This is a genomic window from Crossiella sp. SN42, assembly GCF_023897065.1.
Classification (GTDB): Bacteria; Actinomycetota; Actinomycetes; order Mycobacteriales; family Pseudonocardiaceae; genus Crossiella.
In genome coordinates, this window is record NZ_JAMHIV010000038.1 from 67,272 (window position 1) to 82,232 (window position 14,961).

Below are 14,961 nucleotides of genomic sequence, written 5' to 3' on the forward strand. Positions count from 1 at the left end.
TGGGTCACGGCTGGTTCTCCTTGGTGTCCTGCCGGTCGTGGGCGATGAGGTGGGCCAGGGCAGCGCCGCAGCCGAGCACGACCACCGGCAGGCAGGCCACGAACGCGGTGATCGGCCACGGCGCGACGGTGATCCCGGCGGCCTTCATCAGGTGGTAGGCGACCTGTCCGGCCATGCCGAGCAGCAGCGAGCCGATCGCGGAGTACATGGCGAACCGCTTGGCCCGCCGGGAGTGGATCGACGCGGAGAGCCACACCCCGAAGGCGAAGGCGGCGTAGGCTTCCACGCCGATCGGCAGGGTGATGGCGGTGTTGATGAACAGGCCATCCCCGATGCCGGGCAGCAGGTTCACCCGGCCGAACCCGGTCAGCTCACCCAGGCCGACCCAGCCGCCCCAGATCGCCACGAACGCCGGGAGGGCCAGCAGCCACACCAGCCAAGTGCGTGTCCGGGGCTGGCTGGCGGCTGCCGTTTCGGCAGCCGCCACCGAGGCGGCAACACTGGACGCTGGAGCCGGGACCGGCTGCCGTTCGGCCTCCGGTGCCTCTTGTGCGGCAGCCGCGCCGGTGGTGGCCGGGGCCGCCGCTGGTGCCGCCTTGGTGACGGTGGCCTTGGTCGAGGTGGCCTTGCGGCGACTGGGGCTGGTGCGCGGTTTGGCCGCGCCCTTGCCACTGGCGTGGACGGCGGCAAGCCGGGCACGGCCCCAGCGCTCGCTGCGCCCGAACTGCTCGCCGATCTCGCGGCCGTTGAGCGGGTTGCCCGCGGCCAGGCTGGCCCGGTAGGCGTCCTCGGCCTGGCGGGCCACCTCCGCCGGGTCGGCGGCTGGTGCCGCGTCCTCAACGGCGGCGGGGGCGGGCGCCGGGGCCGGTGGCGGCTCTGCCGGGGTGGGGGTGGGGGTCACCGGGTCCGGCGTGGTGGACGGGTCGGTGACCGCCGGGATGTCGACGGTGTTGAGGGTGGTGGTCACTTCACGGCCTCCAATCGGATCGGTTCGGCGCTGGTGAGATCGGGACGGTCGGTGGTGCAGCGGTGGTGGCGGGTGCCGCAGTGCACCCAGAAGAGGGGGCGGCCATCCGGCGTGACGGCCTGAACGAGTTCGTGGCCGCAGTGACGGCAGGTGGCCTTGGTGCCCAGATCGAATTTCACGACTGATCACCTGCCTTGCGGTACTCCGCAGCCATCTCGCGGGCGGTGGCCGCGCGCTGGCGGTGGATGGTGGCCCGGGGCGGGTCGGCCTCGGCCAGCAGCTCCAGCATTCGGGCCTTGTCCTCGTACCACTGGGCGTGGACCAGGTTCGAGGCGTTGACCGCAGGCGGGGTGGTGCCGAGGCGGGCGATCATCCGGGCGGGCAGAGCGGCGCCGGCCGGGGCCGTGGGCGCGCTCACCGCTGGGCCGCCTTGATTGCTGCGGCTTCCCGGCGGGCTTCCCGGGCGTGAGCCCGGTGTTCGGCGGCCGAGCCGTAGCCGGAGTCGCCGTAGGCATCGGCGTAGGCGTCAATCGCGCTGGCCGCCTCCTCCAGCCACGCGATCCGTGCCGCCGGTGGGGCGTCCGGGCTGGGCGGGGGTGGCAGTTTCTCCAGTCGCTGCAACGCGTCCTGGCGGGGGCGGGCGGTCATCGCTGCCCCCCAGCGACTACGAGGCCGGGGCGGGCCGCGCTGGGCATCATGCGCACCTGCACGCAGGCGGCGTCACCAACCTGGGCAACTCCGGCGAGAACCTTGGACACAGCGGCGGTGATGCTGGCCAGCACAGTGGCCAGGACCGTGAGCAAACCGAACAGCGCCCACGCCAGGATGGCGCCGCGCTTCATCTGGTTGATCCGTAGCATGGAGAGCCTCCCTGGCTCAGTTGATGGGTGGTGGGAGACCCGGACCGGCGGCTGCTTCCGCCAAGAACTCGCCGCCGGTCCGGGGCGATCAGAAAGCCGGGCCAAGCCCAGCGAGGTCGAGCGCGTCAGACAGGATCTGGCCGTGGTCGAAGGCCAGCTCGGCCAGGTCGGTGACCACCTGCTCCACCGGCACCCACTGCGCGGCGGCGGCGTCATCGCCCGCGGTGGCGGTGGGCCGCTGGGTCAGCACGGCCAGGTAGGCCACCGACACCACCCGCCCGCGCGGGTCGCGGCCGGGCTCGTCGTAGGCACCGACCTGGCGGAAAGCCTTGGGCACCACGACGTTGGTCTCTTCCCGCAACTCGCGGATGGCCGCATCGGCGGAGGTCTCGCCGGGGTCGACGTAGCCGCCGGGCAGCGCCCACCGGCCCGCGAACGGCTCGTGCCCGCGCTGGATGAGCAGCACGTGCCACTGCCCGCCGGCGGTGGCCAGGACGATGATGTCGGCGGTCAGGCTGATGGTCTCGCTGCGGCAGCGCTCAGCCATCGGGCTGTCTCCTTCTTCTGGGGAGGTGACGGTGTTGGCCGTGCGGCGGTCAGAGGTTCCGGGTGATCCGGCCGGTGACGGTGCTGGTGTTGCCGCGCAGGGAAGCGCCGTCCTCGGCGCTGAGCCGGACGTCCCCGGTCATCGTGCTGATGTCCACAGTGGACGGTGCCGTGGCGTGCACGGTGACGGTGCCCGACGTCGAATCCGCCTTGGCACGGCCACCGGCCAGGGTCAGGCGGATCGCGCCGGACATGGTGCTGGCCGAGGCGAACTTGGTACTGGCCAGCTGGATGGCACCGGACATGGTCTTCACCCGCGCCGTGCTGGTCTGCCAGGCGGTGACCTCACCGGACATGGTCACGGCGTGCACCTCGGCTGCGGCAGCGGCGCTGAGCGATCCGGAGGTGGAGCGGAAACGCAGCAGGTCCACCTCGCCGGTGGTGCTGAGGTTGGCGGTGACCGTGTCGGCCTGCACCGAGGAACCCTGTGGGAGGCGGATTTCGGCCCGCACCGGCCCGCCGCTGACGGTCGTGTCGCCTGGCGAGCCCATGATGATCTGACCGGAGTGGCTCGTGCTGATGCCGATCATCGTGCTGGTGACGGTGCCGAAGACCTGGTTGACCACCACGTTGCCGTGGACGCTGTGGTGGTCGGTGCCAGGCGCGGTCGGGACGGTGATGATCCAGCTCTGGCCATGCTGTTCGGCGGTGCTGCCCTCGATCAGCTCGGCCGCGGTCTCATCGCCAGGCCGCAGCGGGGTCAGGGTGATTTCGGCGTGCTCGCGGTCTTCCACGGTCACGGTGATCGCGCCGTGGTCCAGGTCCAGCACCAGCAGCACCGGGCCGGGCCGGGAGGCGGTGAAGGTCTTCATGCCGGGTCTCCCTCGCGTTCGGCGCGGCAGACGCAGCGCCGGTCACCGCAGGCACAGCCCGCGGTGAACTCGTTGTGGCCGCAGGCCGGGCAGGTGGACAGCCGGTCCAGGAAAGACTCGATCCGGTCAAGAAAGCCCATGGTCACTGTCCTCTCTGGACGGTCAGCGTGACGTCGTGGTCCACGCCGACCCATGCCCTACCGGTGGCGGGGCGGAAGACGAAGGGGTAGCGGCGGCCGTCGATCTGCTGGTTGTGCTCGATCACCGCCACCGGGTCGTCCATCCGGAACGGGCCGATGATCAGATCGCCTGCCCGGACCTGGTCGGCACAGATCCACACCGGCCGGGGCCGGGGCCTGGCCCCGTTCACCGGTCGCTCACGACGACGAACATCGTGTTGTAGTTGGCGGCCAGGCTCGGCCCGCGGCGCAGGTCCACCCGGTAGTCGTACTCGCGGCCGTTCTCGACGTGCTCGGGCTCGATGCCGGTGATCTCGTAGTGCTTGCCCTGGTGGACGATCCAGGTGCCGACGGTGAGCTTGGCGGCGGGGACTTTCTTGGTGCTCATGCTGCTCCGATCTCGGTGGTGTCGGTGGCGTGTTCGGCCTCGAAGCACGGCCAGCACTGCTTGGTGCTGGTCGGCAGGATGTAGAGGGGGTCTTTGCCGCAGCTGCGGCAGATCCGGCGGGCCAAGTTCGCCTTGGCCAAAGCGCTGTATTTGGCCGGGGTCATCGGGCGCACCGGCGCGGCCAAGGCGATGAGGTAGATGGCGAAAACCAACTTCTTCGATGGCTTGTGCAGCAGGTACAACAGAGCGACGGGGTCAGACCCGTTGGGGCGCTTGCCTTTCGCGCGGAGCTGACGACGCGTAGCCAGCAGGTGCTGCGGTGCGCAGCCGTAGGACAGCAGCGGCAGGCCGTCGTGGTAGCCCCGGATCCACTCCTGGGCTGGCGACCACGGGACCGGGGCCAGCAGCCACGGGTACTGGCGGGCCATCACCACCACCAGCTGGATTTCCGCTCGCGCTTCTCGGCGGCCAGGCAGTCCGGGCAGTTCGCCGACTCGAACAGGTTCGCGCGGGAGTGCCTGCCGGCCGGGAACCGGGCGCCGCACATCATCACGGCCGCGCTGTTCCACAAGCTGAGCTTGCGGAGCAGGTGGACCACGGAGCTGCTCATCCCAACGCACCACCCGCGCGGGCGCAGCGGGGGTGGACGTTGCTCTTGGCCGCCGAGTGCGCCAACGGCCTGTCGCAGACGATGCAGACGTTGCCCTTGCTGATCTTGCGCTTGACCTTGTCGACCTGCTTACCTGCGGCCCGCTTCGCCGCATCCCTGACGGTGGGGGCGGACTTGCTGTTGGTGGTGAACCATCCAGCCATGACGAACGTCCTTTCCGGACAGAAGACGATGAGATCCAGAACGTGCGGCCAGCGCAGGGCCTAGCGCTTGCCCTGCTGGAGCGGAGGAAGTGCTTCGGCGGTCAACGGCGGTGCCTTGGTGGCGATCAGCCGAGGAGCGAGGTCAGCAGCGCGGCGACGAACAGCCACAGCAGGTGCGCGGCCTGGTCCAGGTGCGGGGCTCCGCCGTTGTCGTAGTAGCCGAGCTTGCCCCGGACACCGGCCCGGTCCAGCAGGCGAGCGAAGGCCCGCAGGGTGTAGCGGCGGTCAATGACCAGGTGCGTGATCGCGGAGACGGCCTGGCCGAGCAGGAACCCGGTCCAGGTGATGTCCAGGCCGAAGGCGACCCAGACGATGCCGACGAAGGCGGCGGTGGCCGCGGTGTAGGAGGCGACGTGCCGGGCAGCGGCCAGCCAGCCGGATCGGCCGGGGCAGCCCTTGTTCTCGACCTGGTGCGTGGTCTGCAACCAGTAGTCGCCGACGTGGTGCGCGGCCCACAGGGCCGGGGCGACAGTGGCGAAGGTGATCGCGGCGGTCGACATCACGCGGTCACCGCCTGGGCCTGCATCCGCGCCGACGCGGACTGGACCTGATCCACCGACAACACGACAGTGGCGTTGCGGAAAGCCACGCCGGCGGCGCGCAGGAGCTGGTCAGCGACGCGGGAAGCGAGGTGGTTCCACACCCGGATGACCGCGGCGTGTCCGGTGGGGGTGGTGGTGGCCCAGCTGATGTCGACCTGGACGTAGCTACCGCGGTTGCGGAGGTGGACCGGGGAGTTGAGCCGGGAGGCCCACTCGGCGATCACAGCCGGGTCGTTGTTCAGGTCGCGCAGTTGCATGTCGACTACCCGGCCGAGGGCGAGGGTCTGGTTGACCATGATTCCGGCCACCGGCGGGGCGTCGGGGTTCGCGGCGAGCACCTGGGCAGCCAGGTTCAGTAGCTCGACGTGCAGGGCGTTGCTGGTCATCACGCTGCCTCTGTTGCGGATGAGGTGGGCACGGTGCGGGGGTGGTGCAGACGGCGGAGGAGCGAGCCGGGCGCGCGGTGGAGCCGCCGGCGCTTCCGCTGCGCACCGCCAGCCCCGCGGAGATGTGCGGTGGGCGCCGGGGTGTGCCAGATCTGGGTGAGCAGAGCGTCGATCGCGGTCTCGGTGAGGCCGTCGGGGTAGTAGCCGCTCACGCCGCACCCACCTGGGGCGCGGCCCACTCCGAGTCGGCGCGGCGGGCCGCGGCCTGGTAGATCTCGTAGGCCCGGTGGGCGCGGTTGACCGCCTCGGTGTACTGCTCGCTGGCCAGGTTCGCGGCCTTGCGGTAGTCCACCCGGCTCGGGTGCTGCTTGGCCAGCAGGACAAGGGAGGCGGTGTAGCTGGCCTGGTAGCCCATGTCCTTGCGGGCGAGCAGGTACCGGCGGCACATCTCTTCCTCGTGCAGTCGCAGCGCGCTCAGCTTGGGGTTGTAGGTCGTGTTCTGCACAGCAGTCACCTCGGATCTCTGTTACCTAGCAAGGGGTGTCGGGCCGAGTGGCCCGGAAGACGGTGTGGAAGCTCGTGTGCCTCCCGCGATGCCCACCACCCGTTGCATCCAGGTGGTGGGCGACCGGCAAGCCACGAAGTGTGTTGACGGGCTTGAGCTTTCCGGCACGGAACCGTCTGGTGTGGACGGTCGATGCCGGGGTACGCGCCAACCACCACGGGGTGGTGGTGAGCAGTTCGGCGCGTTGTGGTGTGCAGGGGCAGAGCGTGGCCGGGCTCGTTGGCTGCGCTCGCCGCCGCTTCTCAGCGGGAGGTCATCGCTGGCATCACCAGGTGTTCATGCTCTTCAACGTCGTCCTGGTGTTGCACTACAGCCCGTGGCCCGAACCGCCGGGTGTGGTTCCCCTGCGGATATCGCGTTCCACTGTGGATTTAGGCGACCACACAGCTGGGTTTTCCAGGGTCATCCCGGTGTTCGGGGACCTCGGATGGAGGGGTCCGGTAGCGGCTCGACGAAGAGCAGGCCCGGTGCACGGCCATCCCCTGTGCTGCTGGTCGTTGGCGGGGTAGGACCGCCTGATGCCGCGTGAGCGGCGGTTGCTGCGTGCTCCCGGCCCGACTCGAACGGGCTGTCCCTCCGCGATCTCGGGGGCGGGAGCCTTGATCTGATGCGCTGAATCTAGCGCTAGATCTAGCGCTAGGAAAGCGTGTCTTTGTGTGCCCGCCTGGCTGAGCGGCGGTGGTTGAGCGGTAGGAGCGCTAGGATTAGCGCTGGCAGGAGCCCTTAGGAGGAGCCCAGGTGACCATGAACTGGCAGGCCGTGGCGGAGGCAGTTACCACCCGAATGGAGGAACTGGAACTGAGCCAGGTTGATCTAGCTGCGGCGGCTGGGGTCAGCGTGGCGTGGCTCCGGAGCTTGCAGCGGGGACACGCGGTGAGGCGGTCCGAGGTCTTGCTTGGAGCAGTCTCGGCCCAGTTGGGCTGGCCCAAGGGGCGTCTGATGGCCATAGCGACCAACCAGGCGACATCTGAGGAGATTGCCTCATCGGCGCAGATAGCCGAGACGCTGGAAGAGCTTCGCCGGGAGGTCGCCGAGCTGCGCCGCCGAGTCAAGGCGCTGGAGCGGGCAGCGGTCAGCCGATGAGCTTCCGCAGGAAGACCGCGATGCCGTCCACCACGTCCCTGCCGCCACTGAAGACTCCGGACACCCAGCCTGCCGAGTCGCCCGGGTACCTCACGATCAGCACCCCGACTGCGATGAGGACGAGCAGTCCGATCAGCTTCGGCAGCAGGCCGCCGCCGGTCTTCATTCCGGGAAACGAGTTGCGCGCCATGACTTTCTCCCTCTTGTCTGCTTGCCGGTGGCATGGCTCCATTTCACGCCGGAAGCTGGGACGGCAACACCACGCGCACAAGGACCGCTGTGGACGTCCCGGCGAGGGCGTGGCGTCCAGGGCCGTCCTGGACGCGTCCCGGAAGCGTCCCGTACGGAGGCGGGGATGACGTCTGTGAACGAGAACGGCAAGAAGAACACGAACCTGCGGGATGCAATCCGCCGGGCGGGCTTCAGTGTCGAAGACATCAGCGCCCGACTGGTGGTGGATCCGAAGACTGTTGATCGTTGGATCGCAGGCCGCAAGCCGCGGCCGTCACACCGGCGCGATCTCGCCACAATGCTCAATGTCGACCAAATTCACCTTTGGCCTGATGCTGGCGATAAGCTAGGTGTACAGCATGTACAGAGCGAGGTTGTGAGCATCTTCCCGACTCGTTCTTCCGTGCCGCCTTCTGTCTGGATCGACCTCATCGGCGGCGTGGAAGACCAGATGGACGTACTTGCCTACTCGGCCATTCTGCTGGTTGAGCAGTGCGATCTCTTGCCAGTCCTAAAGCGGAAGGTTCGGGACGGTGTACGGTTTCGTTTTCTGATCGGCGACCCAGCTTCTGATGCGGTGGCGCAACGCGCGGTTGAGGAAGGAACTACGGGTGGATTGGAAGGCAGGGTTCAGCTCATGCTGCGCTACCTCCAAGAAGTAGTCGGCCTTCCTGGAGTCGAAGTTAGAACACACGGAACCGTGCTCTATAATTCCATCTATCGATTCGATGATCAGATGCTGGTTAACGGTCATGCTTATGGTTCTGTAGCTGGACAGAATCCGGTTATTCATCTTCGCCGTGGTAGCGAGGGTGAGATGTGGGGCCACTACTTTCGCTCCTTTGAAGCGGTGTGGGCCACCGGGAATGACTACATGAAAAGGGGATAGTAATGGTGCGGGTGGACTACTTTAATGACGAGAGCGCACCGCCTGTTAACAGCGTCGTTCCCTCGGTGACCGCAGCCATCACGAATACAGAAGGAAAGATCCTTCTGATTCACAAGGTGGACAACGATTTGTGGGCCTTGCCTGGAGGCGGCCATGATCCTGGCGAACGCATTGTAGATACGGTGGTCCGTGAGGTAGCCGAAGAGACCGGCCTTGACGTGGAGGTTGTACGGCTAGTTGGAACCTACACCGATCCACGGCACGTCATGGCCTATGACGACGGTGAGGTGCGTCAGCAGTTTTCTCTATGCTTTGAGGCTAGGTGGGTCGGGGGGCAACCACGAGAGGATGGAACTGAAACAAAGGAGGTCCGTTGGGTTTCGCCAGGAGATCTCGATCATCTCAATATCCACCCGTCTATGCGCCTCCGGATTGACCATGCGCTAGACAAGGCACGTGCGGAGCCCTATTTGGGGTAGCTTGAAAGCCTTTGCTCTGTTCGGGTAATGGCGTCGCCGATGACTGGTCGGGCCTTCAGCCAAAACTTGTGAACAGGGTTGTCGGGGGAATACCGCGTCAACACCTCGTCGATTCTGTCGTTGTATGAGATGTACTCGCCGTCAGGGCTTGTTGTTAGATCTGCGGTAGCCAGTGCGTCGGAGAAAATATCGTCCTTGAATGGATGGCTCGAAAGGAGATCGGCCAGTCCGCGTTCCTCGGCTTCAAATCGAGCACCTGAATGATGGGCTACCAGGTTGACAATCTTTTCTGGGAAACCGCGCTCGCGGAGGTAGGTAGCCCCGTCGACAGCGTGAAGTCGGGTTACGGACAGCTCTGGTGAATAGCCGATATCGTGCAGCCAGGCGGAGGCGACCAGTAGCCTTTCGGCAAGCTGGTTCTGTTCGTGGGAAAATTCTGGGCAGTGAACAGCGCGACGAATCTCGTTGGAGCGTGCGGCCACACCTTGTACGTGTCTCCAGCGTCGATCGAGAGAAGACAGCAGTCCAGTGGCAGTCTCGCGAGCAACGTCGACGAGATTCGAGTTACTCATTTCCCAGTTGGTGAGCGCTTCAAAGTCAACGGCTCGACTGTTGGTCATTCGCACCTCCGTGATTCGCTCGAGAGTCTGGTACTGGTGGCCGGGGAGAGGGTTACCCAGACTCGAAGGCATTGTCGTCCAGCAGGAAGGTCAGTTCCCGGCGGCGATGAGGATGAGTCCTTCGTGTTCGGCGAAGTCAGCGAAGTCCTTGATGTTCAGGGTCGCGAGGGGAAGTCCGTAGGCCAGGCAGCACGCAGCGATCCACATGTCGTTGTGGGGCCGGGGGCGACCGCGGCGAACTGCGTAGGCGGCGAGCTGGCCCCACGTGCGCGCGATGTCGGCGGCATAGGGGAGTACGGGTTTCGCTGCCAGCCACTGTTCAAGGCGGTGCCGTTTGGGGGTTCCCCAGCTCCGCAGCGTCGCCCACTTCGTCAGCTCGGCCAGTGTGACGAAGGTGAGGCCGAGCTGCGCGCCGGCCAGTTGTGCCGCGAGGGCTGAGGGGAGCTGGCCCTTCAGGGTCAGCGAGGCGACGTCGGTGTCGAGAATGATCCGCTGCATGAGGTCAGGCGATGCTCGCCCGCCGGGAGCTGTAGGTGTGTTCTAGGAAGGCGTTCAGTTCCTCGTCGGTGTCGAACACCCCGTCACATGCCAGGTCAGCAACGGACTCGACGGGCGCCACGTCCCGGAAGAGGTCATCAAGGGGCACCAGTCGGGGTTGCTCGGGCAGCGGGTGGTCCGCGCGGTCCGTGGTCATGGCGGCCTCCTGTGGTTGTTGCCCCACCAGTGTGGCAGGGCTGGGCTGATGTGGTCATGCCTGGCATCTGAAACAAGCTGATCAGCGGTTTGGCAGTGACGACCAGGCTGGCGCGCGGACACCAGAAGAACAGCCCTACTACCCCGCGCGGGGTAGTAGGGCAGGTGACGTCGCCTCAGGCCTCGGCGGGTTTGCGGGTTTGGCTGCGGGTTTCAAACCCGCCGTTCCGCCCAAACCCGCAGCCAAACCCGCAGGATGTTTGTGCTGCTCAGAGTAGGTCTGAGGACGGTGTAGCGGGTTTGCGGGTTTGTTTTCGGGTCTGAGAGAAGTTGGTGCAGTAGGTAGGGACGTAGACCTCGGCCAGCGCGAGGCCCAGCTCCTACTGGCTGGCACCGAGGCCAGCGTGATACCAGCAGAGTGGTTCTGGCGGGTGCGGGCTGCACGATCATCCGGCCCCCTCCTGGTCTGGACTGCCCGCTGCAGCCGCGATGGCTGGCCAGTCCGCGGCCATGTGGTCGGGCCGACGCCGGTGTCCCACATCCAATACGCATCCAAGCTGGCGGACGGCTACCGCGTGATCATGTTGAACAGCAGGTCAGAGCGTTACCGCTTCTTTGGAGCCGGTGGACTCAAAATCCGTCCAGTGTGGGTTCGACTCCCACCCGGGGCACGTACAGCATCGACCCAGAACAGCGCCCGACCAGGCCAAACAAGAGCCGAGCCGCGGCTCGCCGCGACCGTTCAGCCAGGGTGTCGGTTCCCCAGGACAGCCACCTCGCGGCACAGGTCCGCGTTCTCGGTGAGGGTGCGCGTGCTGGCCGATGGTGACTACACCGGGTAAGAGAACAGCATGACGTTGACCGTTGAGCAGGTGCGCGCGGGCTGTGAGTGGCAGCGCGAGCTGTGCGCCAAGAACGACGCGCCGACTTATGTCGCGCTGATCGATGAACTGGTCCGCAGGCTGGGGCGCGACGAGACGGTCACCGAACTGGTCACCGCGGGCGAAGAGGATCCCGTCCGGTCGGCGCTGTGCCTGCGCCTGTTCGGGGCGGTGAACAGGATCGCCATGGCCGAGTCGGCCGGGTGGCTCGACGCCTGCTACCCGATCCGCGGTGGCGTCACCGATGTCCGCGCGGTCGTGCCGGCGTTCTTCGCGTTCATGGCTGATCACCTCGAGCTGGTCCGGGACCAGATGAAGGCCGGTGTGCAGACCAACGACGTCAGCCGGGCGGCCCCACTGTCGGCCGCGATGAACCACGTGGCGCTGGCTACTGGTCTTCCGTTGCGGTTGCTGGAAGTGGGTTCGAGCGCGGGCCTGAACCTGTGGCTGGACAAGTACTTCGTCGAGGGCGTGACGCGGTCCTGGGGGCCGCGCGACTCGCCGCTGCGGCTGACGGGGCAGTTCGAGTCCGGTGATCCGCGGGCCGCTGTCCTGGACATCGTCGAACGCCGGGGCTGCGACCTGAACCCGATCGATGTCCACGCCGACGGAGCCGCCGACCTGTTGCGGTCGTTCGTGTGGCCGGAACACGTCGAGCGCGCGCGGCGGCTGGAGGCGGCTCTGCGGGTGGCGCGCTCGTCGCCGCCGCTGACCATCGACGCCTCGTCCGCCACCCCGTGGGTTACCGCGCACGCGGCAAGCCTGCCCGAGGGGGTGGCGACCGTGGTCTATCACTCCATCGTGTTTCCCTATTTCCATCCCGACGAGCGTGGCCGGTTCGCGGCGGCGATTCGCGCCGCGGGGGAGTTGGCCGAGGAGAGCAGGCCGCTGGCTTGGGTCTCGTTGGAGCCGAGCGCCGAGGATCCCAGCGTGGTCGAGCTGATCTGCCAGACCTGGCCGGACAACCGTCGCGTCAGGCTGGCTCGTACGACGCCGCACGGCACCCGGGTGCGCTGGGAACCGGCTGACCAAGCCAGTGGACTGGCCCGGTAAGGACGGCTATGACCAGTTCTTTCGCAGGCTCCTCGGGACTTGGGTTCGATGACGTCTGCCGACTCGTCGCTGGTGACTCCTTCGATCCCACGGGGGTGTCCAAGCAGGAGTGGTTGAGCATCATTTGGATCGTAGAAAAAGGCTTGATCGAGCGGGCCCGGGATATTCCGAGTGACTCATGGGCGACTTACTCGGAGCTGGTTGACCGAGTTTGGGCGATGGCCGTTTCGGCAGGCGGCCATGATCCTGCGCAGGCTGTGGTCAACCGGCTCCGACTTTCGTTCAACTTGATCGACAGGGTATCTGCCAGAGCGGATGGTTCTCTTCTTGATCCGGGTCATGCGGTGAAATTGTTCTTGCGATCGCTGCCCATGTCCGTTGACGAAGCTGCCGGCAGGGCGGCGCACTGGCAGAGCGCTGATATATCGGTAATCCGTGAGCTCCGCCGGATCAAGAACATGGTGACCCCAGTGCTCGCGATTGTTGATATCGCTCCCGATGCCGATCCTGGTGGCGACGTGAAGCCGTGGCGGGAGCTGCACCCGGCGCTGCCGTGAGCGCGGAACTGTCGGTGCCCGGTGTCACCATCGGGACATGACCGCTGTTCGGAAGCTCTTACCAGCCGAGCTGGACCCGCTGACCGCTGTGCTCCAGGCGGTCGCCACCCGCACCTGCGCCCAGTTCGCCGACCGCAACCTCACCATCCGCCGCTCCCGGGTCGTGCACGGCGTGGCCCCGACGAAGTGGATGGCCGGCGTCGAGCTGCCCGGCCCCGCCTGCCACGTGGGCGTGGCCGGCTGGGCGGTGGAGGACCTGCACCCGACCACCAGGCCGGTGACCTGTCGGCGTTGCCTGCGTGGCGCGGGCAGCCGGACCGTGCCGCGGTTGCGGCTGGTCGACCAGCTCGCGTTGCCGTTGGAGGACTGACGGGGGAGCGGGCTCGCGGGGTGGCGTACGGTCGGGCGGTTTGATCACGCCGATCGTGTTGTCAGCCAAGGAGTTCCCGTGTCCTTCTCGATCTTCCTGCCGGTGGCGCTGGCGCTGGTGATGTTCGGGCTGGGGTTGACGCTCACCGGGGCGGATCTGCGGCGGGTGGCCCGTTCGCCCAAGGCGGCGGCGATCACGTTGGCGTGCCAGATGCTGGTGTTGCCGGTGGTGGGGTTCGGGCTGGTGTTGTTGTTCGACCTGCCCGCGGAGCTGGCGGTGGGGGCGATGTTGCTGGCGGCCTCGCCAGGGGGCAGCTCGGCAAGTCTGTTCAGTCATCTGGCCGGTGGGGATGTGGCGCTGAACATCGCGGTGACCGCGTTGAACTCGGTGCTGGCGCTGATCACGCTGCCGATCGTGGTGGACCTGTCGATGACCTACTTCCTCGGCTCCGGCAAGGAGATCGGCATCCAGGCGGACAAGCTGGCGCAGGTGTTCGCGGGGGTGCTGGTGCCGGTGGGGCTGGGCATGTGGGTGCGGCACCGGTACAGCGGGTGGGCGCAGCGGATGGCCGGGCCGGTGAAGGTCGCGGCGATCGTGGTGTTGTTCGTGGTGGTCACCACCGCCGTGGTGACGCAGTGGACGGTGTTCGTGGCGCACCTGGGCGGGGTGGGGCTGCTGGCGCTGCTGTTCTGCGTGTGCTGCCTGGTGATCGGCTACCTGGTGCCCAGGGCGTTCCGGGTGGCGCGGGAGCAGGCGATCGCCTCGGCCATGGAGATCGGCATCCACAACGGGGTGCTGGCCATCGCGGTGGCGGTGTCGGTGCTGGGCAGTCCGACCATGGCGATCCCGGCCGCGGTGTACGGGATCGTGATGAACTTCCCGACCGCGGTGGCGGCCTGGCTGTTCGGGCGCGGGCGGCGCTGAACCGCCCGGCGCGGGGTGTCCGGGACCGGACCGTCCGGATCCGGACTCGGCCGTTCGCGGACCGCGCTCGCCGGGAATGTCGCGCCGATCACCCACCGCGTTAACCGGGACGTCTCAGCGGCCCGGGTAAGCTGCGGTTTCGCGATCAGTTGCCGCCCAGAGACCGCAGGAGGACCCCGGTGACCCAGCCGGCTGCCGAGGCCCAGGAGCAGGCCACCCCCGTTCAGCGTCGTGTGCTCGTCGCCGAGGACGAGGCGCTCATCCGTCTCGACCTGGTGGAGATGCTCCGCGAGGAGGGCTACGAGGTCGTCGGCGAGGCCGGTGACGGCGAGCGTGCCGTCGAGCTGGCCGGTGAGCTGCGGCCCGACCTGGTCATCATGGACGTCAAGATGCCCAAGAAGGACGGCATCGAGGCCGCCGCGGACATCGCGCGCGAGCGCATCGCGCCGGTGGTCATCCTGACCGCCTTCAGCCAGCGTGAGCTGGTCGAACGCGCCCGCGACGCCGGTGCGATGGCCTACCTGGTCAAGCCGTTCGCCAAGCGGGACCTGGTGCCGGCGATCGAGCTGGCCGTCTCCCGCTTCGCCGAGCTGGCCGCGCTGGAGAACGAGGTCGCCGGGCTCACCGAGCGGCTGGAGACGCGCAAGGCCATCGAGCGCGCCAAGGGTCTGCTGATGAGCAAGCAGGGGCTCTCCGAGCCGGAGGCCTTCCGCTGGATCCAGCGCACCGCCATGGACCGCCGCACCACCATGAAGGCGGTCGCGGACGCGGTGCTGGAGAACCTCAACTGACCCCGCTCTGAACACCGGCGGACACCCTCTGTTGTCCTGCTGCGGAGTGTGATGTAAACGGTGGGTTACCACCCGTTTGGATCTTGTTTCGGATTGACCGGGTCTGCTTCGTGTTCGGTGCGTTACCACCGTCACGATGTGGACACGCTCCTGTAGCGGCCCTGGGCTTCGACGAAACGGACAGCTACTTTCCGGTCCAACCACGTCCCGGA

28 protein-coding genes are annotated in these 14,961 nt (G+C 67.3%); 8 read left to right on the plus strand and 20 right to left on the minus strand.

Features of this window, described 5'->3' with window-relative positions; all coding sequences use genetic code 11:
• Positions 1-4: 4 nt before the first annotated feature.
• The 16 genes from M8C13_RS36245 to M8C13_RS36320 all read right to left on the minus strand — a co-directional run bounded on the left by M8C13_RS36245 (position 5) and on the right by M8C13_RS36320 (position 6,118).
• Positions 5-967, minus strand: a complete 963-nt coding sequence (locus tag M8C13_RS36245; protein WP_252485312.1) for a hypothetical protein — start codon at positions 965-967, stop codon at positions 5-7.
• Entirely contained in the window at positions 964-1,146 is a 183-nt protein-coding gene (locus M8C13_RS36250) for a hypothetical protein (protein ID WP_252485313.1), read from the minus strand. Before M8C13_RS36250 ends, M8C13_RS36245 begins: the two co-directional genes overlap by 4 nt.
• Positions 1,143-1,385, minus strand: coding sequence for a hypothetical protein (locus M8C13_RS36255; protein ID WP_252485314.1), 243 nt, complete (start codon positions 1,383-1,385; stop codon positions 1,143-1,145). Before M8C13_RS36255 ends, M8C13_RS36250 begins: the two co-directional genes overlap by 4 nt.
• Positions 1,382-1,615, minus strand: a complete 234-nt coding sequence (locus tag M8C13_RS36260; RefSeq protein WP_252485315.1) for a hypothetical protein — start codon at positions 1,613-1,615, stop codon at positions 1,382-1,384. Before M8C13_RS36260 ends, M8C13_RS36255 begins: the two co-directional genes overlap by 4 nt.
• Positions 1,612-1,827 carry a hypothetical protein gene (locus M8C13_RS36265; RefSeq protein ID WP_252485316.1) on the minus strand — a complete coding sequence of 72 codons (216 nt, stop codon included), beginning with the start codon at positions 1,825-1,827 and terminating at the stop codon, positions 1,612-1,614. The genes M8C13_RS36260 and M8C13_RS36265 overlap by 4 nt, the downstream gene beginning before the upstream one ends.
• 88 nt (positions 1,828-1,915) lie before the next feature.
• The gene (locus tag M8C13_RS36270) at positions 1,916-2,374 is read right to left on the minus strand and encodes an NUDIX hydrolase (protein ID WP_252485317.1); all 459 of its coding nucleotides are present in this window, start codon (positions 2,372-2,374) and stop codon (positions 1,916-1,918) included.
• Positions 2,375-2,423: 49 nt separating this feature from the next.
• Complete coding sequence (locus M8C13_RS36275) at positions 2,424-3,245, minus strand: DUF4097 family beta strand repeat-containing protein (protein ID WP_252485318.1); 822 nt, start codon at positions 3,243-3,245, stop codon at positions 2,424-2,426.
• Positions 3,242-3,385 carry a hypothetical protein gene (locus M8C13_RS36280; protein WP_252485319.1) on the minus strand — a complete coding sequence of 48 codons (144 nt, stop codon included), beginning with the start codon at positions 3,383-3,385 and terminating at the stop codon, positions 3,242-3,244. Before M8C13_RS36280 ends, M8C13_RS36275 begins: the two co-directional genes overlap by 4 nt.
• A 2-nt stretch (positions 3,386-3,387) precedes the next feature.
• The gene (locus M8C13_RS36285) at positions 3,388-3,615 is read right to left on the minus strand and encodes a hypothetical protein (RefSeq protein WP_252485320.1); all 228 of its coding nucleotides are present in this window, start codon (positions 3,613-3,615) and stop codon (positions 3,388-3,390) included.
• Complete coding sequence (locus tag M8C13_RS36290; protein ID WP_252485321.1) at positions 3,612-3,812, minus strand: hypothetical protein; 201 nt, start codon at positions 3,810-3,812, stop codon at positions 3,612-3,614. Before M8C13_RS36290 ends, M8C13_RS36285 begins: the two co-directional genes overlap by 4 nt.
• Entirely contained in the window at positions 3,809-4,240 is a 432-nt protein-coding gene (locus M8C13_RS36295) for an RRQRL motif-containing zinc-binding protein (RefSeq protein WP_252485322.1), read from the minus strand. Before M8C13_RS36295 ends, M8C13_RS36290 begins: the two co-directional genes overlap by 4 nt.
• A complete protein-coding gene (locus M8C13_RS36300) occupies positions 4,240-4,422 on the minus strand; it encodes a hypothetical protein (protein ID WP_252485323.1) in 183 nt (60 codons plus the stop codon). The genes M8C13_RS36295 and M8C13_RS36300 overlap by 1 nt, the downstream gene beginning before the upstream one ends.
• The gene (locus M8C13_RS36305) at positions 4,419-4,625 is read right to left on the minus strand and encodes a hypothetical protein (RefSeq protein WP_252485324.1); all 207 of its coding nucleotides are present in this window, start codon (positions 4,623-4,625) and stop codon (positions 4,419-4,421) included. The genes M8C13_RS36300 and M8C13_RS36305 overlap by 4 nt, the downstream gene beginning before the upstream one ends.
• Before the next feature lie 125 nt (positions 4,626-4,750).
• Positions 4,751-5,185, minus strand: a complete 435-nt coding sequence (locus tag M8C13_RS36310; RefSeq protein WP_252485355.1) for a DUF3307 domain-containing protein — start codon at positions 5,183-5,185, stop codon at positions 4,751-4,753.
• Positions 5,185-5,613: a hypothetical protein gene (locus M8C13_RS36315; protein ID WP_252485325.1), complete on the minus strand. Its 429-nt coding sequence runs from the start codon at positions 5,611-5,613 to the stop codon at positions 5,185-5,187. Before M8C13_RS36315 ends, M8C13_RS36310 begins: the two co-directional genes overlap by 1 nt.
• A 208-nt stretch (positions 5,614-5,821) precedes the next feature.
• The gene (locus M8C13_RS36320; RefSeq protein ID WP_252485326.1) at positions 5,822-6,118 is read right to left on the minus strand and encodes a hypothetical protein; all 297 of its coding nucleotides are present in this window, start codon (positions 6,116-6,118) and stop codon (positions 5,822-5,824) included.
• Positions 6,119-6,916: 798 nt separating this feature from the next.
• Here M8C13_RS36320 and M8C13_RS36325 point away from each other — a divergent pair.
• On the plus strand, positions 6,917-7,261 hold the full coding sequence (locus M8C13_RS36325; RefSeq protein ID WP_252485327.1) for a hypothetical protein: 345 nt from the start codon (positions 6,917-6,919) through the stop codon (positions 7,259-7,261).
• Here M8C13_RS36325 and M8C13_RS36330 read toward each other — a convergent pair.
• Positions 7,251-7,451, minus strand: a complete 201-nt coding sequence (locus M8C13_RS36330; RefSeq protein WP_252485328.1) for a hypothetical protein — start codon at positions 7,449-7,451, stop codon at positions 7,251-7,253. The two genes, M8C13_RS36325 and M8C13_RS36330, sit on opposite strands and share 11 nt — an antisense overlap.
• 174 nt (positions 7,452-7,625) lie before the next feature.
• Here M8C13_RS36330 and M8C13_RS36335 point away from each other — a divergent pair, with 174 nt between their 5' ends.
• The gene (locus M8C13_RS36335; RefSeq protein WP_252485329.1) at positions 7,626-8,381 is read left to right on the plus strand and encodes an XRE family transcriptional regulator; all 756 of its coding nucleotides are present in this window, start codon (positions 7,626-7,628) and stop codon (positions 8,379-8,381) included.
• Positions 8,382-8,383: 2 nt separating this feature from the next.
• A complete protein-coding gene (locus M8C13_RS36340; RefSeq protein WP_252485330.1) occupies positions 8,384-8,860 on the plus strand; it encodes an NUDIX domain-containing protein in 477 nt (158 codons plus the stop codon).
• On the opposite strand, the gene M8C13_RS36345 is transcribed toward M8C13_RS36340, so the two are convergent.
• The 3 genes from M8C13_RS36345 to M8C13_RS36355 form a co-directional block, all read right to left on the minus strand.
• Complete coding sequence (locus tag M8C13_RS36345) at positions 8,848-9,480, minus strand: HD domain-containing protein (RefSeq protein WP_252485331.1); 633 nt, start codon at positions 9,478-9,480, stop codon at positions 8,848-8,850. The two genes, M8C13_RS36340 and M8C13_RS36345, sit on opposite strands and share 13 nt — an antisense overlap.
• A 90-nt stretch (positions 9,481-9,570) precedes the next feature.
• Positions 9,571-9,978 carry a type II toxin-antitoxin system VapC family toxin gene (locus M8C13_RS36350; RefSeq protein WP_252485332.1) on the minus strand — a complete coding sequence of 136 codons (408 nt, stop codon included), beginning with the start codon at positions 9,976-9,978 and terminating at the stop codon, positions 9,571-9,573.
• 4 nt (positions 9,979-9,982) lie between these two features.
• Positions 9,983-10,174 (minus strand): hypothetical protein, encoded by a 192-nt coding sequence (locus M8C13_RS36355; protein ID WP_252485333.1) that lies wholly within the window; start codon positions 10,172-10,174, stop codon positions 9,983-9,985.
• Positions 10,175-11,024: 850 nt separating this feature from the next.
• On the opposite strand from M8C13_RS36355, the gene M8C13_RS36360 reads away from it, so the two are divergent.
• From M8C13_RS36360 to M8C13_RS36380, 5 genes are all read left to right on the plus strand, one after another.
• Complete coding sequence (locus M8C13_RS36360) at positions 11,025-12,107, plus strand: DUF2332 domain-containing protein (RefSeq protein WP_252485334.1); 1,083 nt, start codon at positions 11,025-11,027, stop codon at positions 12,105-12,107.
• 95 nt (positions 12,108-12,202) lie between these two features.
• Positions 12,203-12,664: a hypothetical protein gene (locus tag M8C13_RS36365; protein WP_252485335.1), complete on the plus strand. Its 462-nt coding sequence runs from the start codon at positions 12,203-12,205 to the stop codon at positions 12,662-12,664.
• A 37-nt stretch (positions 12,665-12,701) separates the two neighbouring features.
• Entirely contained in the window at positions 12,702-13,034 is a 333-nt protein-coding gene (locus M8C13_RS36370) for a hypothetical protein (RefSeq protein WP_252485336.1), read from the plus strand.
• Positions 13,035-13,112: 78 nt separating this feature from the next.
• Positions 13,113-13,958 (plus strand): bile acid:sodium symporter family protein, encoded by an 846-nt coding sequence (locus tag M8C13_RS36375; protein WP_252485337.1) that lies wholly within the window; start codon positions 13,113-13,115, stop codon positions 13,956-13,958.
• A gap of 179 nt (positions 13,959-14,137) precedes the next feature.
• Positions 14,138-14,749 carry an ANTAR domain-containing response regulator gene (locus M8C13_RS36380; protein WP_252485338.1) on the plus strand — a complete coding sequence of 204 codons (612 nt, stop codon included), beginning with the start codon at positions 14,138-14,140 and terminating at the stop codon, positions 14,747-14,749.
• The last annotated feature ends 212 nt before the right edge of the window (positions 14,750-14,961 follow it).